Annotated in this window: 29 protein-coding genes; 18 read left to right on the top strand and 11 right to left on the bottom strand. The window is 59.1% G+C overall.

Annotated features, from left to right (window positions below; genetic code table 11):
* Nucleotides 1-149 precede the first annotated feature (149 nt).
* The 4 genes from ICA16_RS13485 (at nucleotide 150) to ICA16_RS13470 (ending at nucleotide 3,203) form a co-directional block, all read left to right on the top strand.
* Nucleotides 150-467, top strand: a complete 318-nt coding sequence (locus ICA16_RS13485; protein WP_210553214.1) for a DUF2388 domain-containing protein — start codon at nucleotides 150-152, stop codon at nucleotides 465-467.
* 106 nt (nucleotides 468-573) lie between these two features.
* Complete coding sequence (locus tag ICA16_RS13480; protein ID WP_150605122.1) at nucleotides 574-882, top strand: DUF2388 domain-containing protein; 309 nt, start codon at nucleotides 574-576, stop codon at nucleotides 880-882.
* A 42-nt stretch (nucleotides 883-924) separates the two neighbouring features.
* A complete protein-coding gene (locus ICA16_RS13475; protein ID WP_042557003.1) occupies nucleotides 925-1,245 on the top strand; it encodes a DUF2388 domain-containing protein in 321 nt (106 codons plus the stop codon).
* Nucleotides 1,242-3,203, top strand: coding sequence for a DUF7844 domain-containing protein (locus ICA16_RS13470; RefSeq protein ID WP_210700784.1), 1,962 nt, complete (start codon nucleotides 1,242-1,244; stop codon nucleotides 3,201-3,203). The genes ICA16_RS13475 and ICA16_RS13470 overlap by 4 nt, the downstream gene beginning before the upstream one ends.
* A gap of 205 nt (nucleotides 3,204-3,408) precedes the next feature.
* Here the strand turns inward: ICA16_RS13470 and ICA16_RS13465 are convergent, their stop codons facing one another.
* The 3 genes from ICA16_RS13465 to trpB all read right to left on the bottom strand — a co-directional run bounded on the left by ICA16_RS13465 (nucleotide 3,409) and on the right by trpB (nucleotide 6,019).
* Nucleotides 3,409-3,852, bottom strand: coding sequence for an anti-virulence regulator CigR family protein (locus tag ICA16_RS13465; RefSeq protein WP_150605120.1), 444 nt, complete (start codon nucleotides 3,850-3,852; stop codon nucleotides 3,409-3,411).
* Between the two features lie 122 nt (nucleotides 3,853-3,974).
* Nucleotides 3,975-4,787, bottom strand: a complete 813-nt coding sequence (gene trpA / locus ICA16_RS13460) for a tryptophan synthase subunit alpha (RefSeq protein WP_210700783.1) — start codon at nucleotides 4,785-4,787, stop codon at nucleotides 3,975-3,977.
* Complete coding sequence (gene trpB, locus ICA16_RS13455) at nucleotides 4,787-6,019, bottom strand: tryptophan synthase subunit beta (protein ID WP_210700782.1); 1,233 nt, start codon at nucleotides 6,017-6,019, stop codon at nucleotides 4,787-4,789. Before trpB ends, trpA begins: the two co-directional genes overlap by 1 nt.
* A gap of 120 nt (nucleotides 6,020-6,139) precedes the next feature.
* Between trpB and ICA16_RS13450 the strand changes: the two genes are divergently transcribed.
* Nucleotides 6,140-7,057, top strand: a complete 918-nt coding sequence (locus tag ICA16_RS13450) for a LysR family transcriptional regulator (RefSeq protein WP_210700781.1) — start codon at nucleotides 6,140-6,142, stop codon at nucleotides 7,055-7,057.
* Here the strand turns inward: ICA16_RS13450 and ICA16_RS13445 are convergent.
* Nucleotides 7,030-7,356, bottom strand: a complete 327-nt coding sequence (locus ICA16_RS13445; protein WP_042556998.1) for an ElaB/YgaM/YqjD family protein — start codon at nucleotides 7,354-7,356, stop codon at nucleotides 7,030-7,032. The genes ICA16_RS13450 and ICA16_RS13445 overlap by 28 nt on opposite strands.
* Before the next feature lie 157 nt (nucleotides 7,357-7,513).
* Here ICA16_RS13445 and ICA16_RS13440 point away from each other — a divergent pair, with 157 nt between their 5' ends.
* Entirely contained in the window at nucleotides 7,514-7,729 is a 216-nt protein-coding gene (locus tag ICA16_RS13440; protein ID WP_042556997.1) for a dodecin, read from the top strand.
* A 127-nt stretch (nucleotides 7,730-7,856) separates the two neighbouring features.
* Nucleotides 7,857-8,081 carry a DUF1161 domain-containing protein gene (locus ICA16_RS13435; RefSeq protein ID WP_150605115.1) on the top strand — a complete coding sequence of 75 codons (225 nt, stop codon included), beginning with the start codon at nucleotides 7,857-7,859 and terminating at the stop codon, nucleotides 8,079-8,081.
* A gap of 171 nt (nucleotides 8,082-8,252) precedes the next feature.
* Here ICA16_RS13435 and ICA16_RS13430 read toward each other — a convergent pair whose 3' ends face one another.
* The gene (locus ICA16_RS13430; RefSeq protein ID WP_150617027.1) at nucleotides 8,253-9,254 is read right to left on the bottom strand and encodes an LLM class flavin-dependent oxidoreductase; all 1,002 of its coding nucleotides are present in this window, start codon (nucleotides 9,252-9,254) and stop codon (nucleotides 8,253-8,255) included.
* A 240-nt stretch (nucleotides 9,255-9,494) separates the two neighbouring features.
* Between ICA16_RS13430 and ICA16_RS13425 the strand changes: the two genes are divergently transcribed.
* Nucleotides 9,495-9,926 (top strand): OsmC family protein, encoded by a 432-nt coding sequence (locus tag ICA16_RS13425; RefSeq protein ID WP_042556994.1) that lies wholly within the window; start codon nucleotides 9,495-9,497, stop codon nucleotides 9,924-9,926.
* A gap of 259 nt (nucleotides 9,927-10,185) precedes the next feature.
* Entirely contained in the window at nucleotides 10,186-10,425 is a 240-nt protein-coding gene (locus ICA16_RS13420) for a DUF1161 domain-containing protein (protein WP_210700780.1), read from the top strand.
* Nucleotides 10,426-10,431: 6 nt separating this feature from the next.
* Here ICA16_RS13420 and ICA16_RS13415 read toward each other — a convergent pair whose 3' ends face one another.
* Nucleotides 10,432-10,851, bottom strand: a complete 420-nt coding sequence (locus tag ICA16_RS13415; protein WP_150617025.1) for a PA0061/PA0062 family lipoprotein — start codon at nucleotides 10,849-10,851, stop codon at nucleotides 10,432-10,434.
* 40 nt (nucleotides 10,852-10,891) lie between these two features.
* Nucleotides 10,892-11,314, bottom strand: coding sequence for a PA0061/PA0062 family lipoprotein (locus ICA16_RS13410; protein ID WP_210553218.1), 423 nt, complete (start codon nucleotides 11,312-11,314; stop codon nucleotides 10,892-10,894).
* A 59-nt stretch (nucleotides 11,315-11,373) separates the two neighbouring features.
* On the opposite strand from ICA16_RS13410, the gene ICA16_RS13405 reads away from it, so the two are divergent.
* Nucleotides 11,374-12,450, top strand: a complete 1,077-nt coding sequence (locus tag ICA16_RS13405; protein ID WP_210553219.1) for an aminopeptidase — start codon at nucleotides 11,374-11,376, stop codon at nucleotides 12,448-12,450.
* A 117-nt stretch (nucleotides 12,451-12,567) separates the two neighbouring features.
* Here the strand turns inward: ICA16_RS13405 and ICA16_RS13400 are convergent, their stop codons facing one another.
* Together ICA16_RS13400 and ICA16_RS13395 are read right to left on the bottom strand one after the other, a co-directional pair.
* On the bottom strand, nucleotides 12,568-13,218 hold the full coding sequence (locus ICA16_RS13400; protein ID WP_210553220.1) for an HAD family hydrolase: 651 nt from the start codon (nucleotides 13,216-13,218) through the stop codon (nucleotides 12,568-12,570).
* A 28-nt stretch (nucleotides 13,219-13,246) separates the two neighbouring features.
* Entirely contained in the window at nucleotides 13,247-13,792 is a 546-nt protein-coding gene (locus tag ICA16_RS13395) for a gamma carbonic anhydrase family protein (protein ID WP_150605108.1), read from the bottom strand.
* A gap of 89 nt (nucleotides 13,793-13,881) precedes the next feature.
* Between ICA16_RS13395 and prlC the strand changes: the two genes are divergently transcribed.
* The 3 genes from prlC (at nucleotide 13,882) to ICA16_RS13380 (ending at nucleotide 18,383) form a co-directional block, all read left to right on the top strand.
* Nucleotides 13,882-15,933 (top strand): oligopeptidase A, encoded by a 2,052-nt coding sequence (gene prlC / locus ICA16_RS13390; RefSeq protein ID WP_338049929.1) that lies wholly within the window; start codon nucleotides 13,882-13,884, stop codon nucleotides 15,931-15,933.
* Nucleotides 15,930-16,220, top strand: a complete 291-nt coding sequence (locus ICA16_RS13385; RefSeq protein ID WP_210700778.1) for a YheV family putative zinc ribbon protein — start codon at nucleotides 15,930-15,932, stop codon at nucleotides 16,218-16,220. The genes prlC and ICA16_RS13385 overlap by 4 nt, the downstream gene beginning before the upstream one ends.
* A 111-nt stretch (nucleotides 16,221-16,331) precedes the next feature.
* A complete protein-coding gene (locus ICA16_RS13380) occupies nucleotides 16,332-18,383 on the top strand; it encodes a M3 family metallopeptidase (protein ID WP_210700777.1) in 2,052 nt (683 codons plus the stop codon).
* On the opposite strand, the gene ICA16_RS13375 is transcribed toward ICA16_RS13380, so the two are convergent.
* Nucleotides 18,370-19,014, bottom strand: coding sequence for a dual specificity protein phosphatase family protein (locus ICA16_RS13375; RefSeq protein ID WP_210700776.1), 645 nt, complete (start codon nucleotides 19,012-19,014; stop codon nucleotides 18,370-18,372). The two genes, ICA16_RS13380 and ICA16_RS13375, sit on opposite strands and share 14 nt — an antisense overlap.
* 307 nt (nucleotides 19,015-19,321) lie before the next feature.
* Between ICA16_RS13375 and ICA16_RS13370 the strand changes: the two genes are divergently transcribed.
* The 3 genes from ICA16_RS13370 to ICA16_RS13360 are packed head-to-tail and all read left to right on the top strand — an operon-like array spanning nucleotide 19,322 to nucleotide 23,169.
* Nucleotides 19,322-20,068, top strand: a complete 747-nt coding sequence (locus ICA16_RS13370; RefSeq protein ID WP_210553224.1) for a gluconate 2-dehydrogenase subunit 3 family protein — start codon at nucleotides 19,322-19,324, stop codon at nucleotides 20,066-20,068.
* A 2-nt stretch (nucleotides 20,069-20,070) separates the two neighbouring features.
* Nucleotides 20,071-21,855, top strand: coding sequence for a GMC family oxidoreductase (locus ICA16_RS13365; protein ID WP_150605103.1), 1,785 nt, complete (start codon nucleotides 20,071-20,073; stop codon nucleotides 21,853-21,855).
* 12 nt (nucleotides 21,856-21,867) lie between these two features.
* Nucleotides 21,868-23,169, top strand: a complete 1,302-nt coding sequence (locus ICA16_RS13360) for a c-type cytochrome (RefSeq protein ID WP_210700775.1) — start codon at nucleotides 21,868-21,870, stop codon at nucleotides 23,167-23,169.
* A gap of 80 nt (nucleotides 23,170-23,249) precedes the next feature.
* Here the strand turns inward: ICA16_RS13360 and ICA16_RS13355 are convergent, their stop codons facing one another.
* Nucleotides 23,250-23,552, bottom strand: a complete 303-nt coding sequence (locus ICA16_RS13355; RefSeq protein WP_210700774.1) for a hypothetical protein — start codon at nucleotides 23,550-23,552, stop codon at nucleotides 23,250-23,252.
* Nucleotides 23,553-23,794: 242 nt separating this feature from the next.
* Here ICA16_RS13355 and ICA16_RS13350 point away from each other — a divergent pair, with 242 nt between their 5' ends.
* Nucleotides 23,795-24,853, top strand: a complete 1,059-nt coding sequence (locus ICA16_RS13350; protein WP_210700773.1) for a PA0069 family radical SAM protein — start codon at nucleotides 23,795-23,797, stop codon at nucleotides 24,851-24,853.
* A 237-nt stretch (nucleotides 24,854-25,090) separates the two neighbouring features.
* Nucleotides 25,091-25,819, top strand: a complete 729-nt coding sequence (locus ICA16_RS13345; protein ID WP_150605096.1) for a carbonic anhydrase — start codon at nucleotides 25,091-25,093, stop codon at nucleotides 25,817-25,819.
* Nucleotides 25,820-25,881 lie beyond the last annotated feature (62 nt).

The following is a 25,881-nucleotide window of genomic DNA, read 5'->3' as shown; positions in this document are numbered from 1 at the left end:
CTCCTACATGTTTTTTATCCAGACACTGGTCCGAAGTGTTGATCCCGGCCTAATATCCATTCAGTACGTGGCGAATGTTGTGCCGATGGCGTCTGACTCCTCAGATACCGAGCCACCTCTCTATACGGTTTATCCACAGGAGTTATCCCATGACCCGTCTTCGCATTCTCAGCGCCGCTGCCCTGTTGGCCGTAGCTGCCAACGCCAGCGCTACCAGCTTCATCGTGACCACCGACTCGATTGTCGGCGCCCTTAAAGCCTCCTCCGACGCTACTTCCGACGTCACCTCTTCCTTCCGTGACGACAAGATCGTGCTCGCTGCCCGTGACGACGCTGCCAGCTTCGTCGCCAGCCAAGGCGACATCCGCGGCGTGAAACTGGAAAGCGCGCTGGAACACATCCGTCATCAGGCTCCACAACTGCAGGCCACCGACGCTCAGTTGGCTCAGGCCATTCTGACTATCTAAGCAGTCCGGCATGGCGGGGCACGCCGGTCGTGTCCCGATATTTCGGCGCTGGCTCTAGTCCGGGCGTTGCGCTAGCCTTACGGCTCGCCAACAGTTGCCGAGTCCCATGCCTTTTCTTCAAAAATTCCTGATCCCTTCCGTATTGTTAACTGCTTGCTGGACGACCTCGGCCAACGCCTTCGACATCTCCACGCAAAACACCGTGGTAAGCGTCTGGGCGACCGGCATGGTGTCTTCCGCGCCGTTCGACCGTAAACTGCTGCTCGTCGCCCACGATGATGCGGCGGTGTTTGTTGCCAGCGACGGTGAATTGCGCGGCGCTCGACTGGAATCCGCACTGCACTACCTGCGTAAAACCCGGCCGAAACTTCATGTCAGCGACCTTGAACTGGCAGAGGCAATTCTCGTCCAATAGTCATCTCAGTCCCTTGTTAACATTGCCCTTCGGAGTCGTTCCATGCGTAGCCCGCTGATTGCTGCCGCCCTTGGCCTGTTTTTGTTGGCCGACCTGGCCCAGGCGCACACCCTGGTAGCCACCAGTAACATCATCGTTCGTGCCTCCCAGCGCACCATCGATTTCACGTCCGATACCACCACGTCGATTCGCGACTCGAAAATCATCCGCGAAGCCCACGACGACGCCGCCAGCTTTGTCGCCAGCAACGGTGATATCCGTGGCGCGCACCTGGAAGCCGCCCTCAACACCTTGCGCACTCGCGTGCCGGAAGCTCGCGACGCCAGCGATCAGGTTCTCGCCGAAGCCATCCTCGCACTGTGAAGTCACTTGGCGCCTGGCTACTGGCCGGGGCGTTGTTGCTGCTTGGCAACAGTGCCCACGCCGGCCTGCAATTGCGGCTTAAGACCGACGGTCTGAGCCCTGCCCAACAACAGGCCAGCCAGGCGCTGATCGATGAAGCCATGCAGGCCTTGCCGCCCAGCTTCATCGAGCGGCTGGATCGGCGCATTGATGTCGGCTGGACCGATGACATGCCCGCCAATGCCTATGGCCAGGCAACCCTGGTCGCCGAACTCGATCTGAACCGCAAATTGCTTGCCAGCCTCACCGACGGCAGCGCGGCCAAAGAGAAGACCAATCGCCCCCACGGCACTGTGCGCCAGGAACTGCTCGCCACGGTGCTGCACGAAATTACCCACATTTATGACCGCGCGCGCCTCTGGCCAAACGCCGAGCGCACGCTGATCCAGCGCTGCACCCGCCGCTTCAACAGTGCCGGGCTGATCGGCATTCCCGATGAATGCCGTGGCCAGAACGGGCGCCGCTTTACCCTCAGTGATGACCCGCGATTGCTCGACCTCGCCGGCTGGCAGCAATACGTCGGCCGTCGCGGCGAGCGTGAGCAACACAACCGACAGATTGCCCGCAGCCCCGACCTCTACGAAATCTCCAGTCCCAAGGAGTTCGTCGCGGTCAACATGGAGTACTTTCTCCTCGACCCGAGCTACGCCTGCCGCCGCCCGGCGCTGTATCGCTATTACAAGGATCACTTCGGCTGGGCGCCACCTGCCCCGAACACTTGCGCCAAAACCTTCGCGTTTCTGAACGCCGGCAACGACTTCGCCAAGCAACCATTGGGACAAGTCGATCCGGAGCGTGTCTACGCCGTCGATTACTTACTGGCCGAGGCCAATCAGAACTGGGTCAGCCGTTGGGGTCACAGCATGTTGCGTCTGGTGATCTGTGCACCGGGGCGCCCGCGCGGTCCGGATTGCCGGCTCGATCTGGATCAACATCTGGTGCTGTCCTACCGCGCCTTCGTGGGAGATGTGCAGCTGTCGAGTTGGGACGGACTGGTCGGCAAATACCCTTCGCGGCTATTTGTCCTGCCGTTGGCGCAGGTGATCGACGAGTACACCAAGACCGAACTGCGCAGCCTCGCCTCGGTACCGCTGAATCTGTCACGCAGCGAGATCGAAGGCGTGGTCGAACATGCCGCCGAGATGCACTGGAGCTATGACGGCAACTATTTCTTCCTGTCCAACAACTGCGCGGTGGAAGGCTTGAAACTGTTGCGCAGCGGCAGCAACAACGCGCAGCTCACCGGCCTCGACAGCATCATGCCCAACGGTTTGCTGGAAGTGCTCAAGGGCCGTGGTCTGGCCGACACCAGCGTCCTGGATGATCCGAAAGAGGCGCTGCGTCTGGGCTATCGCTTCGACTCGTTCCGCGATCGCTATCAGGCGATGTTCGACGTGCTGAAGAAGCAGCTGCCGATCAAACAGAACACCGTCGAGGAATGGCTTTCGTTGTCGGCCGAAGAACGCCGCGAATGGTTCGACCGCGCCGACCTGCGCACCAGCGCCGCGCTGTTGCTGCTGGAGCAGGCGAGTTTCCGTCGCCAGTTGTTGCTCGCTCAGGACGAGGTCAAACAGCGGTATCTGGGTGCGCGGGAACTGGAGAATGGCGGAATGGACAAGGCCAATGCGACCTTGCAGGAAATCCTCGCTAACAGTGGGTTCCTCAGTCGTCCGGCGGAACTGCTGGATTCGAAAGGCTACGGTTTGCCGCAACCCAGCGAGTTCAGCCGACTCGAAGCGGAAAGCAGCCAGCGGCAGAAGAAGCTGCTGTTACTCAGCGGTGATCTGGACAAGGAAGTGCGTAAATTGCTGGAACCCAAGCGCGCCGCCGAAATTGCTGCCAGCGAGGCCAACGTGAAACAGATCGGCGAGCATTTGCGCAAATTGCACAAGGCTTCGGGCGGGCTGGAGCTGCCCTGATGTAAAGGCTGCCCCCAAACCATTGTGGCGAGGGGATTTATCCCCGATCGGCTGCGCAGCAGCCGCAACTCCAGCAAGCACGTTATGTCTGCATAATCGCGTTTTCCGGGTTTGGGGCTGCTGCGCAGCCCATCGGGGATAAATCCCCTCGCCACAGGGGTCGTGTCAGCTCAATACAAAACCCCATCCAGAATTTCATATCAGCTCAATACAAAACTCCATCCAGAATTTCATAAATGATCCCGGTACCCACCGCGATCAGCACAATATCGCCACCGGCCCGGCGCCATTCGTAGCCTTGGTAATACGGCAGATGTCCCAACGCGCGATTATCCAGTCTCTCGCCGTAGTAGCCATGCGGCAACGGCCGGCCGCGTTCCAGATGAATACCCGGCGGTGGCGGCGCACCGCGCACGAAGTAGCCATGATTGTCGCGGATGGTCTGGCGCACCGGGCCGAAGTCACGCGGCGGCGGACCGCCACGGTGGTCGTTCTGCGGGCCACGGTGATCGTCACCGCGATTGTCGTGTTGGCCCTGCTGCGGACCGCCACGGTCGTGATCATTACGTTGATCGGCGCTGGCCAGCAGCGGCGTCGCGCTGATCATCAGCACGCCCAATCCGGCTATCAGACGTTTCGGCATTTTCATCGGGTCTTTCCTCACTGCACTGACAGCAAAAAGGGCTTCAGAACGTAGTCCTGAAGCCCTCGATCTTGCTGAATTAGTCTGTGCCGCGAGGCGCTAATTCCTCTGTATCAGGAACTTTACCCTCAGCTTACGCGAGCCTTACGCACGCCTTCTGCCAGCGCCGAGCACAAGCTCAACACGCCGTCGATGGCCTGATCAGGTGTCGCGGCATTGGCGATGTGATCGATCAGTGCCGAGCCCACCACAACACCGTCAGCCAGACGCGCAATCGCAGCGGCCTGCTCCGGCGTACGGATACCGAAACCAATGCTGATCGGCAGATCGGTGTGGCGGCGCAGACGAGTGACCGCCTCTTCGACGTGCTCCAGCGTCGCCGCGCCGGCACCGGTGACACCGGCAACCGACACGTAGTACACAAAACCGGAGCTGCCGTTGAGAACCTTCGGCAGGCGCGCGTCGTCGGTGGTCGGCGTAGTCAGACGGATGAAGTCCAGACCGGCAGCCTGCGCCGGGTCGCACAATTCTTCGTTGTGCTCCGGCGGCATGTCGACAACGATCAGGCCGTCGACGCCAGCCTCTTTGGCCTCAGCAATGAAACGCTCGACACCAAACTTGTGGATCGGGTTGTAGTAGCCCATCAGCACCAGCGGCGTGTCGCTGTTGTCTTCGCGGAACTCGCGGACCATTTGCAGGGTTTTCAGCAGATTCTGCTTGGCGCCCAACGCACGGATATTCGCCAGTTGAATCGCCGGGCCGTCAGCCATCGGATCGGTGAACGGCATGCCCAATTCAATCACGTCGGCGCCGGCTTTCGGCAAGCCTTTGAGAATCGCCAGCGAAGTGTCGTAATCAGGATCACCGGCGGTGACAAAAGTCACCAGCGCGGCGCGATTCTGTTGATTGAGTTCGGCAAAACGGGTTTGCAGGCGGCTCATCAGTGTTTCTCCTGCTTGGACTGTTCCATGTGGTGCATGACGGTCTGCATGTCTTTGTCGCCACGGCCTGAAAGGTTGACCACCATCAGGTGATCCTTCGGCAGGATCGGTGCGCGTTTGAATACTTCGGCCAGCGCGTGGGCGCTTTCCAGAGCAGGAATGATCCCTTCCAGGCGGCAGCATTTGTGGAATGCATCAAGGGCTTCGTCGTCGGTCACCGAGGTGTACTGGACGCGGCCGATGTCATGCAACCAGGCGTGTTCCGGGCCGATACCCGGGTAATCGAGGCCGGCGGAAATCGAGTGAGCGTCGATGATCTGACCGTCGTCGTCCTGCAACAGGAAAGTACGATTGCCGTGCAACACACCTGGTACGCCGCCATTCAGGCTGGCCGCGTGCTTGCCGGTTTCGATGCCGTAACCGGCCGCTTCAACACCGATAATCTCAACGCTCTTGTCATCAAGGAACGGGTGGAACAGGCCCATGGCGTTGGAACCGCCGCCGATACACGCCACCAGACTGTCCGGCAGACGCCCTTCCTGGGCTTGCAACTGGTCTCGGGTTTCCTTGCCGATCACGGCCTGGAAGTCGCGAACCATCGCTGGATACGGGTGCGGGCCAGCCACGGTGCCGATCAGGTAGAAGGTGCTGTCGACGTTGGTCACCCAGTCACGCAGCGCTTCGTTCATCGCATCTTTCAGGGTGCCAGTGCCGGCCACTACCGGGATCACCTCGGCGCCTAGCAACTTCATGCGAAACACGTTCGCCTGTTGGCGTTCGATGTCGGTGGTGCCCATGTAGATCACGCAATCCAGACCGAAACGCGCGGCCACGGTGGCAGTCGCCACGCCGTGCATGCCAGCGCCGGTCTCGGCGATGATGCGTTTTTTGCCCATGCGCCGCGCCAGCAGAATCTGGCCGATGCAGTTGTTGATCTTGTGCGCGCCGGTGTGGTTCAGCTCTTCGCGCTTGAGGTAGATCTTGGCGCCACCGCAGAACTCGGTCAGACGCTCGGCGTAATACAGCGGACTCGGACGTCCGACGTAGTCGCGCTGGAAGTAGGCCAATTCTTCTTTAAATGCAGGATCTTCCTTCGCCGTTTCGTATTCGCGGGCCAGATCGAGGATCAGCGGCATCAGGGTTTCAGCCACGTAGCGGCCACCGAACGAGCCAAACAGGCCGTTGGCGTCAGGGCCGTTACGCAGATCAGAGGTGTTCGAAGTCTGGGTCATGTTTTGCTCCAGCAGAATCGGGAATGACGTGAGAAGACAATGACGCCCACTCTACCCCTGACCTTCTATGCTGAAAACCGATAAGATCGCTGCAACCTGTCAGGAAAACTCACAGATACCATGAGCCACGACCTTCCCCCGCTTAACGCCTTGCGCGCCTTCGAAGCCACTGCCCGGCTGAACAGCGTCAGCCAGGCCGCCGAACAACTGCACGTCACCCACGGTGCGGTCAGCCGCCAGCTCAAGGTGCTGGAAGAACACCTTGGCGTCAGCCTGTTCGTCAAGGATGGGCGCGGCTTGAAACTCACAGATGCCGGTGTGCGTTTACGCGATGCCAGCGGCGAGGCGTTTGATCGCTTGCGCAGTGTTTGTGCTGAGCTGACGCAAAGTACAGCCGATGCGCCATTCGTGCTCGGCTGCTCGGGAAGCTTGCTGGCTCGCTGGTTCATCCCGCGATTGGGAAGGCTGAATGCCGATCTGCCGGATTTGCGCCTGCATTTGTCGGCGGGTGAAGGTGATCTCGATCCCAGGCGACCGGGGCTGGACGCGTTGCTGCTGTTCGCAGAACCACCCTGGCCCGCAGACATGCAGGTTTACGAGCTGGCTGCAGAACGCATCGGCCCCGTCATGAGCCCGCTGTTCATCGGGTATCAACGCCTGCAAACAGCGCCCGCCTCAGCGCTGCTCGACGAGCCCTTGCTGCACACGACATCGCGGCCGCAAGCCTGGCCGAGCTGGGCACAGCAAAATCACCTCGACGCCAACGCGTTGAAGCTCGGGCAAGGTTTTGAGCATTTGTATTATTTGCTGGAAGCCGCAGTGGCGGGCCTTGGCGTGGCCATCGCGCCGGAGCCGCTGGTCACCGAAGACTTGAAGGCCGGGCGCCTGGTTGCGCCATGGGGCTTCTGTGAAACCCCGGCGCAACTGGCGTTGTGGCTACCCAAGCGCGCCGCGGATGGGCGCGCCCGGCAACTGGCGCAATGGCTCAAACAAGAGCTGCGCCAGCCGGATCACTCGCCGCGCTTGAACAGCAAGTAAGCGGCCAGTAGACCCAAGGCACCCACCGCAACACCGGCGGTGGTCCATGGATGTTCCTGTGCGTAATCACGGGTGGCGATCCCGGTCTCGCGGGTTTTCACTTTGACTTCTTCGTAGGCATCGCTGAGCAGGTGACGCGAATGTTTCAGCGCACTTTCGGCATTGCTTTTCAACGCCTTGAGGGTCTTGCGCGACTCGTCGGAAGCGTCGTCCTTCAGGCCTTCCAACGACTTGAGCAGACTCTCGATCTCCGCTTCCATGCTTTGCAATGAGGCTTTACGTAAAGAGGTGTTGGCCATGGTGGCTCTCCTGCATTGGTGATGAGTGGCGTGTGTTGGTTGGGACTTCAGAGGATTGAGAAAGTGCAGAAATTCTGAACTTCGCTTGCGCAAAGCCGCCGAAATCAACAGTGCAAATTCACTGCTAGTCTCAATTCCACATCCCAAGGAGATCACCATGACTGACCATCACACGTACAAGAAAGTCGAGCTGGTCGGCTCGTCCCCAACCAGCATCGAAGACGCCATCAATAATGCGTTGGCCGAAGCCAACAAGAGCATCAAGCATCTGGAGTGGTTTGAAGTGACCGAGACCCGCGGCCACATCAAGGACGGTAAAGCTGCGCACTTTCAGGTGACACTGAAAGTCGGGTTCCGCATCGCCAGCAGCTGAGTTTGGTCTACGCTTCTGAACTTGCGCGCTGGCCGAGTGCCATAGGAATGGCAAAGCGCTACAGGGTGGCGCATCGGGTGGATGACCCGATGCCCGCCTCTTTTAATCCGACCAGGGAGTGCGACCGATGAAGAAGTTCATGTTGGCAGTAGGTTTGTTGAGCCTTGCGGGTGGTGCGTTTGCTGCCGGCAAGCCTTGTGAAGATCTGAAGGCCGAAATTGCGGCGAAGCTGGATGCCAAGGGCGTTTCCGGGTATTCGCTGGAGATCGTCGAGAAGGGTGCCGCGGCTGGCGGCGATGTCGTCGGCAGCTGTGAAGGTGGCACCAAGGAAATCGTCTACAAACGCGGTTGATCGCGCCTGAAATGCAAAAGCCGACGCGAATGCGTCGGCTTTTTTGTGGGCAACCATTTTTCAATGTAGGAGCTGCGGCACGCTGCGATCTTTTGATCCTGTTTTTAAGATCCAGATCAAAAGATCGCAGCGTGCCCCAGCTCCTACACGTTTTGAGCGGGGGAGATTCAGTTAGCCCTTCATCACCTGCGCCAGCAACTCGTACGAACGCACGCGATCGGCATGTTCATACAAGTCAGAGGTAAAGATCAGCTCATCCGCCTGGGTTTGCTCAATCAGCACCTCCAGTTTCGCGCGGATTTTCGCCGGACCGCCAACCATCGCCAGACCGAGGAAATCCCCCACCGCTTCACGTTCATGGGGCAGCCACAGGCCGTCCATGGTATCCACCGGTGGGCGCTGCACCAGGCTTTGTCCACGCATCAACGCGAGGATTCGCTGGTACACCGAAGTCGCCAGGTAATCGGCTTGTTCATCAGTGTCCGCCGCTACCAGCGGCACACCGAGCATGACGTACGGCTTGTCGAGCACCGCCGACGGCTTGAAGTGATTGCGGTAGACGCGGATGGCCTCGTGCATGAAGCGCGGGGCGAAATGCGAGGCGAAGGCGTAGGGCAAACCGCGCTCACCGGCCAGTTGCGCACTAAACAGGCTCGAACCGAGCAGCCATATCGGCACATTGGTGCCGGTGCCGGGCATGGCGATTACCCGTTGATCCGGGGTGCGCGGGCCGAGATAACGCGCCAGCTCGGCAACATCTTCCGGGAAATCGTCAGCACTGCCGGAACGCTCACGGCGCAGTGCGCGGGCGGTCATTTGATCGGAACCCGGCGCCCGGCCCAGTCCGAGGTCGATACGTCCGGGATACAGACTTTCCAGCGTGCCGAACTGTTCGGCGATCACCAGCGGCGCATGGTTGGGCAGCATCACCCCGCCAGATCCGACGCGGATGGTCGAGGTACCGCCGGCCAGATAACCGAGCAGCACCGAGGTGGCGGAACTGGCGATGCCGTCCATGTTGTGGTGTTCAGCCACCCAGAACCGCGTGTAGCCGAATTTCTCGGCGTGCTGCGCTAGGTCCAGCGAATTGCGCAGCGACTGCGCCGGGCTGCCGTTCTCGCGAACGGGCACCAGATCGAGGGTGGAAAATTTTACGTCGGACAGTTGCTTCATAAACCTGCGTCTCCGAGTGAGGAGGCAGGTTCTTCTTGCAAACGAAAACCTGCCGAATCCATAAGCGTGTTTTATGCAATGAGGGCATATACCCGAGATTCAATAGCAGAACGAAAAATCCTACTAAAAAAGTCAACGATTCAGACAGGCTGAACTTTGTCCCGACGTCTATCCTCAGAAGCCTTGCAAGTAAAAACCACGAAGGCGCGGCGTCCCGCGCCAGATCTTGAGGAGGCAGACATGGCTATCGTGAAGAAAGCATCCGCACATTGGGAAGGTGATCTGAAAACCGGCATCGGCTCGATTTCCACCGAAACCGGCGTCCTCAGAGAAGCACCCTACGGCTTCAAGGCGCGCTTCGAGGGCGGCAAAGGCACCAACCCGGAAGAACTGATCGGCGCAGCGCATGCCGGCTGTTTCTCCATGGCGTTTTCGATGATTCTCGGCGATGCCGGCCTCAAAGCCGACAGCATCGACACCCAGGCTGAAGTCACGCTCGATCAGGTTGAGGGTGGTTTCGCGATCTCTGCGGTGAAGCTGATTCTCAAGGCGAAAATTCCGGGCGCGACCCAGGAACAGTTTGAAGAACTGAGCAACAAGGCCAAGGAAGGATGCCCGGTGTCCAAGGTGTTGAATGCGAAGATCACCCTTGAGGCTTCGCTGGTCAGTTGAGTAAGCGTTTACCGGGCTGACGCCATCGCGAGCAGGCTCACTCCTACATTTGATCTCCAGCGGACACAACAATTGTGAACAACGGAGATCCCCTGTAGGAGTGAGCCTGCTCGCGTGAGCCAATTGAGCTTCACCAAAAATCTTGAAACGAAAATACAAGTTGTGAGCAAAGTCAGAACTCGCGTTTCAAAAATGTGGTCGTATACGTGAAAGCAGCTTCAGCGCACACCCGTGCGCGCTGCCTCAAGGAGCTTCACTGATGAAACGTATTGGCTTGGCGATTCTCTGCAGTGCACTGGCCACGTCGGTTCTTGCCGCACCCAAAGACTGCGAAGAGCTCAGAAAAGAGATTGAGGTCAAGATTCAGGCTAAGGCCGTGCCGTCCTACACGCTGGAAATCGTCACCAAAGAAGAGGCCGACAAGCACGACGTGGCCATGGTCGTAGGCTCGTGTGAAAACGGTACCAAAGCAATCGTCTATCAGAGGAACGAGGACTGAAGTCACTCAAGGTACACAGTTGACCTGCCGTTCTTCGGCAACGATCTGCCCCTGGCGATTGATCAACCGGGCGCTTGGCGTGAAGGCCAGCGACCGAGCCTCCAGCCGATAGCGTTGCCCGGCTTCGAAATGATCGTAACGAATGGTCATGTAACACAGCCGCTCCTGCGGATCGGTGTCCATGCCCTGACCGCCACCGAATATCTCGAAATCAAAGCGCACCGTCAGCTCGTGGCTGCCCGGCGTGACCTGGAAAAATCGTCCGTCGGTCATCCTTTGCTTGTCCAGCCGTTCGGCCATCAACACCTTGCCGCCGGGAGTGGGCATGGCAAAGTCGACCCAGGCCTTGGTCGGATCGGCCGCCGGCATCGGGCTCTGGCAGCCGGCAACCACACTTGCAGCAAGCAACAGCGTCAACCTGCGCATGATCAATGTCCATTGGATAGAACCGCCAGCATAGCGCCGATCAGGTCTTCTGACAGCCCGCCGGCGTACCCTGCCCGACGACTTTGCGCTGCTCGTCATAGAGTTTCGCCCACGGGCGGAAACCGATGCTGCCGGCCTGCAACTGATAACGCTGACCGGCGTTGAAGTCTTTGAATTTCACGCTCAACTGGCAATCACGCCAGAGCGGCTCGGCGTTCGGGCCGATATTGGTCGCCTCGACCGGGAATTGATAACGCACCTTCAGTTCATGACTGCCGGGCTGCACCTCGAAGTAACGTTTGTCGACGGTAACCGTGCTATCGACTTGCAGCGCCTGTAGCGCCGTGTCCTGCTGCCGGGCATCGAGATCGATCCAGGCTTGCGAAGGGTCAGGATCGGGCATTCCGAATCCGGCACAACCGGCCAGCGTCAGCAGGCCTCCTGTCAGCATCAACATGCGCATAGCGAAGCTCCAATGGGCGGGATAGTCTTGCGGGCAGACTTTCCAGGGGGTTTCTTATTTTGATCAGGCCGCTTCCAAGCCATCGGTTACTTGATCGCGTTTTTCGGATTTTGTTTCCGGGTGTGATGCTTTTGTTGCTCAACGGTTGTGCAAGCGTCAGCTATTACAGCCAACTGGCCAGCGGTCAGCTGCAATTGCTGCGGGCCCGTGAACCGGTAGCGCAGGTGATCGCCGACCCGAGCCGCGATGCGAAACTGCGCACGCACCTGGCCCAATCGCAGCAGGCCCGAGCGTTCGCCAGCGAACAGCTGCACCTGCCGGACAACCAGAGTTATCGCCTGTACGCCGACATCGGCCGGCCTTTCGTGGTGTGGAATGTGTTCGCCACCACAGAGTTTTCCCTGACCCCGCAAAACCACTGCTTCCCGATTGCCGGGTGCGTGGCCTATCGCGGTTATTACAGCCAGAGCGCGGCGCGGGGCGAAGCGGCAATTCAGCGGCTGCAGGGCATGGACGTGTCGATTGGCGGTGTTGAGGCTTATTCGACGCTGGGCTGGTTCAACGACCCGATCCTCAATTCGATGATGGGCTGGGGCGACGAACGTCTGGCCACGCTGATCTTCCATGAACTGGCGCATCAGCAGTTCTATGTAAAGGACGACACTGAGTTCAACGAGTCGTTTGCCACGTTTGTCGAGCAAGAAGGCACCCGGCAGTGGCGGGCGTTTCGGGGTTTGCCGGCGGATACCCACTCAAGACTCAAGCAGCGTGATCAGTTCATCGCGTTGGTACTTGATACGCGTTCGCGGTTGGAAAAGCTCTATGCCCAGCCATTGCCGATTGAGCAGATGCGCGAGCGCAAAGCGGCGGAGTTCGAGCAGTTTCGTCGGGATTATCGGGTGATGCGCGACATTCAGTGGGCCGGCGACAAGCGTTATGACGCCTGGGTGAATACGCCGCTGAACAATGCGCGGCTGCTGCCATTCGGGCTGTATGACCAATGGGTGCCGGCGTTTGCGGCGTTGTTCCGGCAGGTTGGGGGGGATTGGCTGAGGTTTTATGCTGAGGTCGAGCAGTTAGGGGGTTTGCCTGTCGGGGAGCGCAAAGCGGCGCTGAAAGCTTTGGCAGACTCATAGATCTTGGGTGGCCGACAGGCCTCATCGCGAGCAGGCTCACTCCTACAAGTTCAGCGCATTCATCTGACGGAGCTCGGTCAACATGTAGGAGTGAGCCTGCTCGCGATAGCTGACTCATCAGCGCTGCAAAAATGCCTGATGCAACTCGGCCAGCGTTTCAAAGTGATAAGCCGGCGCCTCGGCATTCAACTCTTCGAAACTGCCAAACCCATAACCCACCGCCACCGCGTCGATCCCATTGCTGCGCGCGCCAATCAGATCGTGCTTGCGATCGCCGATCATCAAGGTGTTCGTCGGGTCCAGTCCTTCTTCGGCGACCAAATGCGCAATCAGCTCAACCTTGTTGGTCCGCGTGCCATCCAGTTCACTGCCGTAAATCACCTTGAAGTGCCGCGCGAAGTCGAAGTGCCGGGCAATTTCCCGGGCAAACACCCAAGGTTTGGACGTCGCGATATACAGCTGCCGCCCTTGGCCACTGAGGGTTTCCAGCAGCGGCGTAACGCCCTCGAACACGCGGTTTTCGTAGAGCCCGGTAACCTTGAAGCGCTCACGATAGAAATTCACCGCTTCCCACGCCTTGGCTTCATCAAAGTCATAAAACTGCATGAATGCCTGCAACAGCGGCGGGCCGATGAAGTGTTCGAGTTTGCTCAGATCCGGCTCGTCGATGCCGAGCTTGGCGAGAGCGAACTGGATGGAACGGGTGATGCCCTCACGCGGGTCGGTCAGGGTGCCATCGAGGTCGAACAGTACGGTCTGGTAATGCATGAGAAATCCTGAGCAGGTGTAAGACGAATCAGATCTGGTCGTAGCCTTCGGCCAGATGCAGATCCTTGAGCTTCACGTAGTTCGCTGCGCTGTAGGTGAAGAAGGCGTTTTCCTTGTCGGTGAGCGCCCGGACCTGTTTCACCGGGCTACCCACATAGAGAAAGCCGCTCTGCAGACGCTTGCCTGGCGGTACCAGGCTGCCGGCGCCGATGATCACGTCGTCTTCGACCACCGCGCCGTCCATGACGATGCTGCCCATGCCGATCAACACGCGGCTGCCGACGGTGCAGCCATGCAGCATGACTTTGTGGGCGATGGTCACGTCGTCGCCGATCAACAGCGGGAAGCCGTCCGGGTTGAACGGGCCGGCGTGGGTGATGTGCAGCACGCAGCCATCCTGCACGCTGGTGCGCGCACCTATACGGATGCGGTGCATGTCGCCGCGGATCACGGTCAGTGGCCAGACGGAGCTGTCTTCGCCGATTTCGACGTCGCCGATCACCACCGCAGAGCTGTCGACAAATGCGCCTTTGCTCAAGCGCGGGGTGTGATTCTGATACTTGCGAAGGGACACGATTAGTTCTCTCTCTGTCGCCGATAGCTGCGGTGAGTGTCGATTGTAATTAAGATGGGCGCATGTTTCTTCCAGCCAAGGTGCCAACCGTGAGCGTGAACAACCCTCTTCTGCAGTCCTACGACCTGCCGCCGTTCTCCACGATCCGTGCCGAACACGTCCTGCCAGCGATTGAAACCATTCTGGCCGACAACCGCGCGGCCATCGCCGAGATCCTCAAAACCCAAGGCCAGAACCCTACCTGGGCCGGCCTGGTGTTGGCGATGGACGAACTCAATGATCGCCTCGGCGCAGCCTGGAGCCCGGTCAGCCACCTCAATGCCGTGTGCAACAGCGCCGAACTGCGTGAAGCGTACGAGTCGTGCCTGCCAGCATTGAGCGCCTACTCCACCGAGATGGGCCAGAACCGCGAACTGTTCCAGGCTTTTGAAGCGCTGGCCAACAGCCCGGAAGCCGCCGGTTTCGACGTCGCGCAGAAAACCATCCTGGAACATGCCCTGCGTGACTTCCGTCTGTCGGGTATCGACCTGCCGGAAGCTGAACAGAAGCGCTACGCCGAAGTGCAAAGCAAGCTGTCCGAGCTGGGCAGCCGTTTCTCCAACCAATTGCTCGACGCTACCCAAGCGTGGACCAAGCACATCACCGACGAAGCCACCCTCGCCGGACTGACCGATTCGGCCAAGGCGCAAATGGCTGCCGCCGCTCAGGCCAAAGACCTTGATGGCTGGCTGATCACCCTGGAATTCCCGAGCTACTACGCGGTGATGACTTACGCCCAGGACCGTGCGCTGCGCGAAGAAGTCTACGCCGCCTACTGCACCCGCGCCTCGGATCAAGGCCCGAACGCCGGTCAGAACGACAACGGTCCGGTGATGGAAGAAATTCTCGACCTGCGTCAGGAACTGGCAAAACTCTTGGGCTTCGCCAGTTTCTCCGAACTGAGCCTGGCGACCAAAATGGCCGACTCCAGCGATCAGGTGCTGAGTTTCCTGCGCGATCTGGCCAAACGCAGCAAGCCGTTCGCCGCCCAGGATCTGCAACAACTGCGCGCCTACGCCGCCGAGCAAGGTTGCGCTGATCTGCAAAGCTGGGACGTGGGTTTCTACGGCGAAAAACTTCGCGAACAACGCTACAGCGTCGCCCAGGAAACCCTGCGCGCCTACTTCCCGATCGACAAGGTGCTCGGCGGTCTGTTCGCCATCGTCCAGCGTCTGTACGGCATCGAGATCGCCGAGCAGAAAGGCTTCGACACCTGGCACCCGGATGTTCGCCTGTTCGAAATCAAGGAAAACGGCCAGCACGTCGGCCGCTTCTTCTTCGACCTGTACGCCCGCGCCAACAAGCGTGGCGGTGCGTGGATGGACGGCGCCCGCGACCGTCGCCGCACTGTCGACGGCGTGCTGCAAAGCCCGGTGGCCAATCTGGTGTGCAACTTCACCCCGGCCGACAGCGGCAAGCCTGCGCTGCTGACCCACGATGAAGTGACCACGCTGTTCCACGAATTCGGCCACGGCCTGCATCACCTGCTGACCCGCGTCGAGCATGCCGGCGTGTCGGGCATCAACGGTGTGGCGTGGGACGCAGTCGAGCTGCCGAGCCAGTTCATGGAAAACTGGTGCTGGGAGCCGGAAGGTCTCGCGCTGATTTCCGGACACTACGAAACCGGCGAGGCGCTGCCACAGGATCTGCTGGAAAAAATGCTCGCGGCGAAAAACTTTCAGTCCGGCCTGATGATGGTCCGTCAGCTGGAATTCTCGCTGTTCGACTTCGAACTGCATGCCACTCACGGCGACGGCCGCAGCCCGCTGCAAGTGCTTGAAGGCGTGCGTGACGAGGTGTCGGTGATGCGTCCTCCGGCCTACAACCGCTTCCCCAACAGCTTCGCGCACATCTTCGCCGGCGGTTACGCGGCGGGTTACTACAGCTACAAGTGGGCTGAGGTGCTGTCGGCCGATGCGTTCTCGAAGTTTGAAGAAGACGGTGTGCTCAACGCTGAAACCGGTCGAGCCTTTCGCGAAGCGATTCTGGCACGCGGCGGCTCTCAAGCGCCGATGGTGCTGTTCGTCGACTTCCGTGGTCGTGAGCCATCGATTGACGCACTGTTGCGTCACAGCGGCCTGAGTGAGGACGCGGCAGCATGAGTGAGGGTCCTGTGATCACCAAAAAACGCTTTATTGCCGGGGCCGTCTGCCCGGCGTGCAGCGAGCCGGACAAACTGATGATGTGGAACGAAGACACCGTGCCAAACCGCGAATGCGTGGCCTGCGGTTACTCCGACACGCTGAACGAGCAAGGGCTGTCGGTTCCAAAGGAGCTGGGCACGCGGGTCAACACCAGCGCGCTGAAACCGCCAGCGGACAAGAAAGTCCAGGCAGTGCAGTTTTTCCCTAATCCGAAACTTGCGAAAAAGCCTGACGAGCAACATTGAGTCAGTACCACCTTCCACCGATCAGCGGTGGAAGGTGGTAACTATGTACCGCCCTTCTCCTGCGCTTCCTGCTTAGGCTGGCCCTTTAAGCCAACCCTCAAGGAAGACGTCATGCCCGACACCAATCCGCTTTTGCAACACTGGACACTGCCGCCGTGGTCGGCAATACGTGCCGAACATCTGGTGCCGGCGATCAATACGATCGTTGCCGAGAATCGCCAGATTATTGCCCAAGTGATTGCCAGCCAGACCGAACAGCCGAATTGGGACGATCTGGTGGTGGCCATCGACGAGGCAGATGCGCGGCTGGGTGAAGCGCTAGGCGTTATCGAAACGCTCTCGAAGGTCAAATCCGCCGACGCCGACTGGCTCAAGGAAAGCGCGTTGTGCAGTCTCGCTGCAGGCCAGTACATGGCCGACAAGACCGCCAATCTCGAGTTGTACCGAACCTATCAACGCCTGGCGCAGAGTTCGGTTGCCGCCAGTTTCGATGATCAGCGCAAAGCCTCGCTGGCGAAGATTTTGCGCGCATTTCGCTTGTCCGGCCTCGACCTTCCGCCAGCACAACAGCATGAACTTGCCCGCGTTAATCGCAAGATACAGACTCTGGAACAACGGTTTCTGAGCAATCTGGAACGCGCCAATGCTGCCTGGAGCAAGCGCATCGACGACGTCACGCAACTCCGGGGGCTGCCTGAGGAGATGCAGGCACGCCTGGCCCGCAATGCCAGGCAGGCGGGACATCACGGTTGGCTACTCACGCTGGATCTCAATACCTGCGGGCAAATCATGCGCCATGCGCAAGACCGGGCGCTGCGCGAAGAATATTTCACTGCCTGGAACAACCGCGCTTCCGATCTGGACCCACAAGCTGACAAACTCGACAACGGACCGGTGCTGAAAGAGTTGCTCGCCTTGCGCCACAAAAAAGCCGAATTGTCAGGCTTCGAGAACTTCGTCCAGCTTTGCCTCGAAACCCGCATTGCCACTTCCGCGGAGCAAGTCGATGCTTTCTTGCGGCAACAGATCGCGTCGAATACGCCAGCCCTGGAACGTGATGCACACGCTCTGAAAGCATTCGCCCGCACACTGGGGATCACGGACATTCAGGCGTGGGATGAAGAGTTTCTCGCCGAACAACTACGCGTCGAGCAATCGGACGGGGCGACCAGGGGCTTGCGTCGGTACTTTGCGCTGGATGAAACGTTGCGGCGGCTGTGTCGATTCTGCGAACACCTGTTCGGGATCACCATCGTCGAACAGACCACGATCAGCCATTGGCATGAGGACGTACAACTCCTGGAAATCAGCGAGCATGGGCAGGTCATCGGCCATATCTACGTGGATCCTTACCGCCGCCAAGGCACCGACGATTTCGCCTGGACTTCGGTGCTGCGCGTGCGCCGGATCAATGCCGAGGGAAGGCCTGCGCTGCCAATAATCATCCTGTACAGCAACTTCCCGACTGCCACCCCCGAACATCCGTGCCTGCTTTCTCATATAAATCTGCGAGTACTGGTTCATGAGTTCGGCCATTGTTTGCACCATGTTCTGACGCGCTCGCCCAACCATAACTTGTCGGGGATTTCCCAACTGGGACGTGATAGCGCCGAATTCGCCGGGGAGTTATTCGAACATTGGTGCATGTCGCCGGAGTTTCTGGTGTGGCTGGCAGCACATTACGAAACGGGCGAACGCTTGACGCACGCTCAAGTGAACCGCGCGCTCACAGCCCTGACTGCCTACACCAGCCGGACAACCGCCATGCTGCTGATGTCGGCGATGCTCGATCTGCAATTACATCGCTGTTACGGCGATGGCCGCGGCATTGAGCAGGTGTTTGAGGACGTGCAGCGTGAGATGCCTCAATTGCGCATGTCGGGTCTGCACCGTTTTGCCTACGGTTTTGATTATCTGGTAACCGGTTACGAGGCATCGGTCTATGCCTACAAATGGTCCGGCGCAATGGCCACCGAAGTGTTCAAGCGGTTTGAACGCGCGGGGGTGTTCGACCCGCAGACCGGCCGGGATTTTCGCGAAACATTCTTTGCCCCCGGAGACTCACGCTCGTTACTGATCGCGCTTGAGAGCTTCCTCGGCCAGCCGGTCGATGAGCAATTCCTGCACCCGCAACCAGTCAGGGCGCCACTCACTTCAGATTGACCGTCTGAAACCAGCTCTTCATCGAGCAGGTGGCGAACGCGCTGGTGCTGCAATCGCCGTTGGCCAGCGCGGTACGCAACTTGTCGACATCGGCCTGCATCACATAGCGGACGCTGTCGCGATAGTGCCCGCTTTCGCCAAATCCGCCCTGGGTCATCTCGCTCAGGGCGTCCTCTTTGCTCCACCCCTGCACCACTACGCGGTACATCGCCGCCATCAACCCGGTGCGATCAGAGCCGTGTTTGCAATGCATCAGCACCGGGCCGCTGGCCTCGGCGGTCTGTATGGCACGCAGGGTCTTGAGCACATCGCTGTCGTCGACGTGGTTGGTGCGATACGGCAGTTGCACTTGAGTGATGCCGGGGTCGGTCAGCCAGTTGCCATCGGCCTCAGGCAGAAAGTTGATCACCGTGGTCACCTTGAGCTTTTTCAGCAATGGCACCGCGCCGTCGTCGGGCAATGCGCTGCGGTACAGCGTCGGCGACATCTGGAACAGGTTGTATTGCACTTCGACCGGTTGCGCCCACTCGGTGGGGCGGGCAGTTGCGGTGTCACCCGCCTTGGCCGGGACCCAGTGCAACAGAGCTACCAGGGATACACACAAAGCAGGAAAAAAGCGCACTCGGGACATGCTGGATTAACCGTATCGGGATTGTTCAGTAACGGGAACCACAGCTTCACGATTTGCCGGTCAAAGCCCCGTGAGCCGGTTGTCAAAGAAGCGTGAATCGGGGTTTTTCTTTAAATCCCAACGCGCAATTCCAGTCTTTTTTGCGCTTTATCGATTCACCCAGATGCTTAGCCTGCTACCATTTGTCACATCTTGTTGCAGACGCGTCCCCCTTATACGGGTCAAACCGGCCGCGTCGCGACAACAAATCCTCAAGCCGTTCGCAGAAACGGCTGCCCAATCTTGATGCCTGATGAGGTGCACCCCAATGTCTGATGAGAATCGAGACAACCCGCGGCGTGAGTTTTTACGCAAATCCCTGACCCTGATTCCGGTGGTCACCCTGGCCGGCACCGGTCTGGGCAGCAGTGTCCTGCAAGCCGCGCCTGAAGCCGCCCCGGCAACGCCCGTGGCGCAACCGGCTCGCGCTGACGCTGGCGTTTATCAGCCGAGCTATTTCACCGCTGAAGAATGGGCGTTCATCAATGCCGCCGTGGCGCAATTGATTCCCGCCGATGCTCAAGGCCCAGGCGCGATCGAAGCCGGTGTGCCGGAATACATCGATCGTCAGATGAACACGCCCTACGCTGCCGGAGCCCTTTGGTACATGCAGGGCCCGTTCAACGCTGAAGCGGCGCCGGAGATGGGCTGGCAGAGCAAACTGGTGCCCAAAGAGATCTATCGCCTTGGCATCACCGCCACGGATCAGTGGACAAAAGCCCTCAACGGTAAAACATTTGCCGAGCAAGACAGCGCTACCCGAGACGATTTGCTCAAGCAACTGGAAGCCGGAAAACCGCAGTTCGATAGCGTTCCGGCGAAGATTTTCTTCAATCTGCTGCTGCAAAACACCAAGGAAGGGTTCTTCTGCGACCCGATCCACGGCGGCAACAAAGGCATGGTCGGCTGGACCATGATCGGCTTCCCCGGCGCCCGCGCCGATTTCATGGATTGGGTGGAACGCAACGAGCAATACCCCTTCCCGGCAGTTTCGATTCGCGGCGAGAGGGCGTGAGCATGGCAACCGTAATGAAGAAGGTCGACGCAGTGATCGTCGGTTTTGGCTGGACCGGCGCGATCATGGCCAAGGAACTGACCGAAGCAGGCCTGAATGTGCTGGCGCTGGAGCGCGGGCCGATGCAGGACACTTACCCCGACGGCAACTATCCGCAGGTGATCGACGAACTCACCTACAGCGTTCGGAAAAAACTCTTTCAGGACATCTCCAAAGAGACCGTCACCATTCGCCACAGCGTCAACGACATCGCCCTGCCGAACCGCCAGTTGGGTGCGTTCCTGCCGGGCAATGGCGTTGGTGGCGCCGGGCTGCACTGGTCGGGCGTGCACTTTCGCGTCGACCCGATCGAGCTGCGTATGCGCAGCCACTACGAAGAACGCTACGGCAAAAGCTTCATTCCCAAGGACATGACCATCCAGGACTTCGGCGTCAGCTATGAAGAGCTGGAGCCGTTTTTCGATTACGCCGAAAAAGTCTTCGGCACTTCGGGTCAGGCCTGGACCGTCAAAGGTCAGTTGGTGGGTCAGGGCAAGGGCGGCAACCCTTACGCGCCGGATCGCTCGAATCATTTCCCGCTGGAAGCGCAGAAGAACACGGTTTCCGCACAGCTGTTCGGCAAGGCAGCCACAGAGGTTGGTTACAAACCCTACAACCTGCCTTCGGCAAATACTTCAGGGCCTTACACCAATCCCTACGGCGCGCAGATGGGTCCGTGCAACTTCTGCGGATTTTGCAGCGGTTACGTTTGCTACATGTATTCCAAAGCCTCGCCGAACGTGAACATTCTGCCGGCGCTCAAACCGTTGCCGAATTTCGAGCTGCGGGCCAACGCCCATGTGCTGCGGGTCAATCTCGACAGCAGCAAAACCAAAGCCACTGGCGTCACCTACATCGACGCGCAAGGCCGGGAGATTGAGCAACCGGCGGATCTGGTGATCCTCGGCGCGTTCCAGTTGCACAACGTGCGACTGATGCTGCTCTCCGGTATCGGCAAGCCGTACGACCCGATCAGCGGCGAAGGCGTGGTCGGGCGCAACTTCGCTTACCAGAACATGGCGACGATCAAGGCGTTCTTCGACAAGGACACCCACACCAACAACTTCATCGGGGCCGGCGGTAACGGTGTGGCGCTGGATGATTTCAACGCCGACAACTTCGACCACGGCCCGCACGGCTTCGTCGGCGGCTCGCCGATGTGGGTCAACCAGGCCGGTAGCCGACCGATTGCGGGCACCTCGAACCCGCCGGGCACGCCAGCCTGGGGCAGCGCCTGGAAACGCGCGACCGCCGATTACTACACCCACCAGGTGTCGATGGATGCCCACGGCGCGCATCAGTCCTACAGAGGTAACTACCTCGATCTCGATCCGGTGTACCGCGATGCCTACGGCTTGCCGCTGCTGCGCATGACCTTCGACTGGCAGGAAAACGACATCAAGATGAACCGCTTCATGGTCGAGAAAATGGGCAAGGTCGCCGAAGCGATGGGCCCGAAAGCCATTGCGGTGATCGGCAAGAAAGTCGGCGACCACTTCAACACCGCGTCGTACCAGACCACCCACCTCAACGGTGGCGCGATCATGGGCACCGATCCGAAGAAGAGCGCGTTGAACCGCTACCTGCAGAGCTGGGACGTGCACAACGTATTCGTGCCGGGCGCCTCGGCATTCCCGCAAGGACTGGGCTACAACCCGACCGGCCTGGTCGCTGCGTTGACCTATTGGTCGGCGAAGGCGATCCGCGAGCAATACCTGAAAAACCCCGGCCCGCTGGTTCAGGCTTAAGGAGCGATGACCATGAAGAATTTTGTTATCGCGACCCTGGCCCTGCTCGGCAGTGCTGCTTTGCAAGCGGCTGAAGTCGATCAATCCTTGATCAAACAGGGTGAATATCTGTCCCGCGCCGGTGACTGCGTGGCATGCCACACCGCGAAAAACGGCAAGCCGTTCGCCGGGGGCCTGCCAATGGAAACGCCGATCGGCACGATCTACTCGACCAATATCACCCCGGATAAAACCGGCGTGGGTGATTACAGCTTCGAGGACTTTGATCAGGCTGTGCGTCATGGCGTCGCCAAAAACGGTAGTACGTTGTACCCGGCGATGCCGTATCCGTCCTACGCCCGTGTCAGCGAAACCGACATGAAAGCGTTGTACGCGTACTTCATGCACGGCGTGGAACCCGTCGCGCAAGAGAACAAGGCCAGCGACATTCCATGGCCGTTGAGCATGCGTTGGCCGCTGATGGGCTGGCGCTGGATGTTTGCGCCGAAGGTCGAGGACTACAAGGCGACGTCGGACGATCCGGTGATTGACCGTGGGGCGTATCTGGTCGAAGGCCTAGGACATTGCGGCGCCTGCCATACGCCACGTGCCCTGACCATGCAGGAAAAATCCCTGAGTGCGGCCGATGGCAGCCAATTTCTGGCTGGCAGTGCGCCGCTGGAAGGCTGGATCGCCAAGAGTTTGCGTGGCGATCACAAGGATGGTCTCGGCAGCTGGAGCGAGGAGCAACTGGTGCAATTCCTCAAGACCGGCCGCAGTGATCGCAGCGCCGTGTTCGGCGGCATGAGCGACGTGGTCACCCACAGCATGCAATACATGACCGACGCCGACCTGACCGCGATTGCGCGCTACCTCAAATCGTTGCCGGCCAATGATCCGAACGATCAGCCACACCAATACGACGCGACAGCCACCAAAGCCCTGTGGAACGGCGACGACAGCCAGCGCGGTGCGTCGGTGTACATCGACAACTGCGCGGCGTGCCATCGTACCGACGGCCACGGCTACACCCGCGTGTTCCCGGCGCTGGCGGGCAATCCGGTGCTGCAATCGGAAGACCCGACCTCGCTGATCCACATCGTGCTCAAGGGCGGTACATTGCCGGCGACGCACACCGCGCCTTCAACTTTTACCATGCCTGGTTTTGCCTGGCGGTTATCGGATCAGGAAGTCGCGGATGTGGTGAGCTTTATTCGGGGTAGTTGGGGTAATAAAGGCGCACCGGTCTCGGCCAAAGACGTCGCAGGACTACGCACCGACGATATGAAAACAACGTCTGGTGATGATCTTGGCCAGGTAACTAGCCACAACTAAAAATATAAAACCCTGCATGAATCATTCATGCAGGGTTTTTGTTGAAAGTTGTCGTAATGACCAATGTTGCAAGAAGCCATTCAAGGATTGACGATACTCACATAAGCCTTGGCCAGCGCTACTAACTTGGCCTTGTCATCACTATCAACATCACCATCGCCGTCCACATCTTTCTTGTCTGTGCGGATGGTGAAGGTCTTGCCGCGATCGCTTGATACGGCGATAACATAAATCGAATCGACCAATGCCTCGGTCGATAATTCTTCCTCGGCATTCCAGCCCAGTTCCTTGCGGGCCAGTTGCAACGAAACAATAGTGTTGGGCTCAGACTGGCTCGGCGGCATCATCTGTAGAAAAACGCCACGCTGATTGAGAAACGACATAAATCAAATCCTTTAAATAAATAAACAGGCCTCAATGCCTGCAAGTTTTTAAGACTATATTTGATAACTTTTCTTCACAACGACACATATGTTTCTCGGATTGTCTCTAGTTACAGCTATTTATATAAATTACAAACCGAATAGCAGGAGCAAGCCGCGAATGAGCTCCAGAGCCGAACGGTACTGGATCGTCCAGGCCCTGCTCATATACTGTATGCATATACAGACATGAGATTCGCGCGATGACCAGCCCTCTCCCCCCACGCGGTCGCGGTACCGCGACCAACCCGCACAACCGCTTCGCACCGAACCGCTCGGTGGCCGAGGACGACGGCTGGTATCAGGAAGTGCCCGAAACGCAGAACACCGAGGTGATGATCGAAACCGCAAAAACCATCATCACCCGCAACACCTCGCCTGACCTGCCGTTTGATCGCTCGATCAATCCCTATCGCGGCTGCGAGCATGGCTGCATCTATTGCTACGCACGGCCCAGTCACGCCTATTGGGACATGTCGCCCGGGCTGGACTTTGAAACGAAGCTGATCGCCAAGACCAACGCTGCGCAAGTGCTGGAAGAGCAACTGAGCAAACGCGGCTATGAATGCGCGCCAATCAATCTGGGCTCCAACACTGATCCGTATCAGCCCATCGAACGCGAACACAAGATCACCCGTCAGATCCTCGAAGTGCTTTTGCGTTATCGGCATCCGGTAACCATCGTCACCAAGGGTTCGCTGATCCTGCGCGATCTCGACCTGCTCACCGAGCTGGCGCAGCAACGGCTGGTGGCCGTGATGATCAGCCTGACCACGCTGGACGACGAACTCAAACGCATCCTCGAACCGCGCGCCGCAGCGCCCAAGGCGCGGTTGCGGGCGATCCGGGTGATGCGCGAAGCGGGCATTCCGGTCGGGGTGCTGTGTTCACCGATGATTCCGATGATCAACGACAGCGAGATCGAAAGCCTGCTCACCGAGGCCCACGCCGCCGGTGCGCAAAGCGCTGCGTACATGATGTTGCGCCTGCCGCTGGAGGTGGCGCCGTTGTTCGAGGAATGGCTGCAAGCGCACTATCCACAAAGGGCGGCGCATGTGCTGAGCCTGATCCGCCAAAGCCGTGGCGGCGAGCTCTACGACAGCCGTTTCGGCGCTCGCATGCGCGGTGAAGGCCCGTTCGCCGATCTGCTCGCCCAGCGTTTTGCCAAGGCGATCAAGCGTCTGGGTCTCAACCATCGCGAGGGCTATAACCTCGATTGCACTGCCTTCTGTCCGCCGGGTCGCCAGATGTCGCTGATTTAGCGACAATTGGCTTATGGTTGAGGGGTTGGAATCCTTCCGTCGAAATCCTCAGTCACGTTTTTTGTGACCTGGAACACACGTTCTAGAGCGTTTGATTCAGTTTGAGTTAAGTTTCGGCGGCTACCTTGTTCATCGAGTGACTGACGGGTCGGGATGACCCGGATGTTTTAAACAGCCACTGGCTTCATACCGGAATACCGGGGCAAGACTCCCTGAATCCGCCTAAGAGGATGAATCATGAGTGACAAGGATAAACAGCCGCTGGCTGCGTCGGCGCAAACCCCAGAAGCGGATTCCGCCGATGCAGCGCTGCGACAGATCGTAGACGGCTTTTTGCATTTTCATCATGAGGTCTTCCCGCAGCAGGAAGAACTCTTCAAGAAACTCGCCACGGCCCAAGCGCCCAAGGCGATGTTCATCACCTGCGCCGACTCGCGCATCGTTCCCGAGCTGATTACCCACAGCTCGCCGGGCGATCTGTTCGTAACACGTAACGTCGGCAACGTCGTGCCACCGTACGGCCAGATGAACGGCGGCGTTTCCACCGCCATCGAATACGCGGTACTGGCGCTGGGCGTGCAGCACATCATCATTTGCGGCCACTCCGATTGCGGCGCCATGCGTGCGGTGCTCAACCCCGACAGCCTGGAAAAAATGCCGACGGTCAAAGCCTGGTTGCGCCACGCCGAAGTCGCGAAAACCATGGTGCATGAAAACTGTAACTGCGCCGACGAAAAAGAAAGCATGCCGATCCTCACCGAGGAAAACGTCATCGCCCAATTGCAGCACTTGCGTACCCATCCTTCGGTAGCCTCACGCATGGCGAACGGTCAGCTGTTCATCCATGGCTGGGTCTACAACATCGAAACCAGCGAAATCAAAGCTTACGACGCGGATCAGGGACGTTTCCTGCCGCTCGATGGCAGCCATCCGATTCCGGTGGCGACGCCCAAAGCGCGCTTCTAAATCTTCCTGACAATCTGTGTGGTTTGACGCCGGCCGCTGTTTCAGCGGCCCGGCCTCGCCAC

It is taken from the genome of Pseudomonas anatoliensis, assembly GCF_017976235.1.
Lineage (GTDB): Bacteria > Pseudomonadota > Gammaproteobacteria > Pseudomonadales > Pseudomonadaceae > Aquipseudomonas > Aquipseudomonas anatoliensis.
The sequence above is the reverse complement of the archived record's forward strand: the minus strand, read 5'-3'. Positions and strand labels throughout refer to the sequence as shown.

Coding starts and splice junctions, on each gene's coding strand:
- ICA16_RS13430 (WP_150617027.1), bottom strand. CDS start 9,254: ATGAAGCAACTGTCCGACGTAAAATTTTCCACCCTCGATCTGGTGCCC.
- ICA16_RS13355 (WP_210700774.1), bottom strand. CDS start 23,552: ATGTCGTTTCTCAATCAGCGTGGCGTTTTTCTACAGATGATGCCGCCG.
- trpA (WP_210700783.1), bottom strand. CDS start 4,787: ATGAGCCGCCTGCAAACCCGTTTTGCCGAACTCAATCAACAGAATCGC.
- ICA16_RS13360 (WP_210700775.1), top strand. CDS start 21,868: ATGAAGAATTTTGTTATCGCGACCCTGGCCCTGCTCGGCAGTGCTGCT.
- ICA16_RS13435 (WP_150605115.1), top strand. CDS start 7,857: ATGAAGAAGTTCATGTTGGCAGTAGGTTTGTTGAGCCTTGCGGGTGGT.
- ICA16_RS13415 (WP_150617025.1), bottom strand. CDS start 10,851: ATGCGCAGGTTGACGCTGTTGCTTGCTGCAAGTGTGGTTGCCGGCTGC.
- trpB (WP_210700782.1), bottom strand. CDS start 6,019: ATGACCCAGACTTCGAACACCTCTGATCTGCGTAACGGCCCTGACGCC.
- ICA16_RS13380 (WP_210700777.1), top strand. CDS start 16,332: ATGCCCGACACCAATCCGCTTTTGCAACACTGGACACTGCCGCCGTGG.
- ICA16_RS13475 (WP_042557003.1), top strand. CDS start 925: ATGCGTAGCCCGCTGATTGCTGCCGCCCTTGGCCTGTTTTTGTTGGCC.
- ICA16_RS13370 (WP_210553224.1), top strand. CDS start 19,322: ATGTCTGATGAGAATCGAGACAACCCGCGGCGTGAGTTTTTACGCAAA.
- ICA16_RS13485 (WP_210553214.1), top strand. CDS start 150: ATGACCCGTCTTCGCATTCTCAGCGCCGCTGCCCTGTTGGCCGTAGCT.
- ICA16_RS13445 (WP_042556998.1), bottom strand. CDS start 7,356: ATGGCCAACACCTCTTTACGTAAAGCCTCATTGCAAAGCATGGAAGCG.
- ICA16_RS13410 (WP_210553218.1), bottom strand. CDS start 11,314: ATGCGCATGTTGATGCTGACAGGAGGCCTGCTGACGCTGGCCGGTTGT.
- ICA16_RS13400 (WP_210553220.1), bottom strand. CDS start 13,218: ATGCATTACCAGACCGTACTGTTCGACCTCGATGGCACCCTGACCGAC.
- ICA16_RS13450 (WP_210700781.1), top strand. CDS start 6,140: ATGAGCCACGACCTTCCCCCGCTTAACGCCTTGCGCGCCTTCGAAGCC.
- ICA16_RS13375 (WP_210700776.1), bottom strand. CDS start 19,014: ATGTCCCGAGTGCGCTTTTTTCCTGCTTTGTGTGTATCCCTGGTAGCT.
- ICA16_RS13480 (WP_150605122.1), top strand. CDS start 574: ATGCCTTTTCTTCAAAAATTCCTGATCCCTTCCGTATTGTTAACTGCT.
- ICA16_RS13385 (WP_210700778.1), top strand. CDS start 15,930: ATGAGTGAGGGTCCTGTGATCACCAAAAAACGCTTTATTGCCGGGGCC.
- ICA16_RS13345 (WP_150605096.1), top strand. CDS start 25,091: ATGAGTGACAAGGATAAACAGCCGCTGGCTGCGTCGGCGCAAACCCCA.
- ICA16_RS13425 (WP_042556994.1), top strand. CDS start 9,495: ATGGCTATCGTGAAGAAAGCATCCGCACATTGGGAAGGTGATCTGAAA.
- ICA16_RS13465 (WP_150605120.1), bottom strand. CDS start 3,852: ATGAAAATGCCGAAACGTCTGATAGCCGGATTGGGCGTGCTGATGATC.
- ICA16_RS13420 (WP_210700780.1), top strand. CDS start 10,186: ATGAAACGTATTGGCTTGGCGATTCTCTGCAGTGCACTGGCCACGTCG.
- ICA16_RS13365 (WP_150605103.1), top strand. CDS start 20,071: ATGGCAACCGTAATGAAGAAGGTCGACGCAGTGATCGTCGGTTTTGGC.
- ICA16_RS13350 (WP_210700773.1), top strand. CDS start 23,795: ATGACCAGCCCTCTCCCCCCACGCGGTCGCGGTACCGCGACCAACCCG.
- ICA16_RS13440 (WP_042556997.1), top strand. CDS start 7,514: ATGACTGACCATCACACGTACAAGAAAGTCGAGCTGGTCGGCTCGTCC.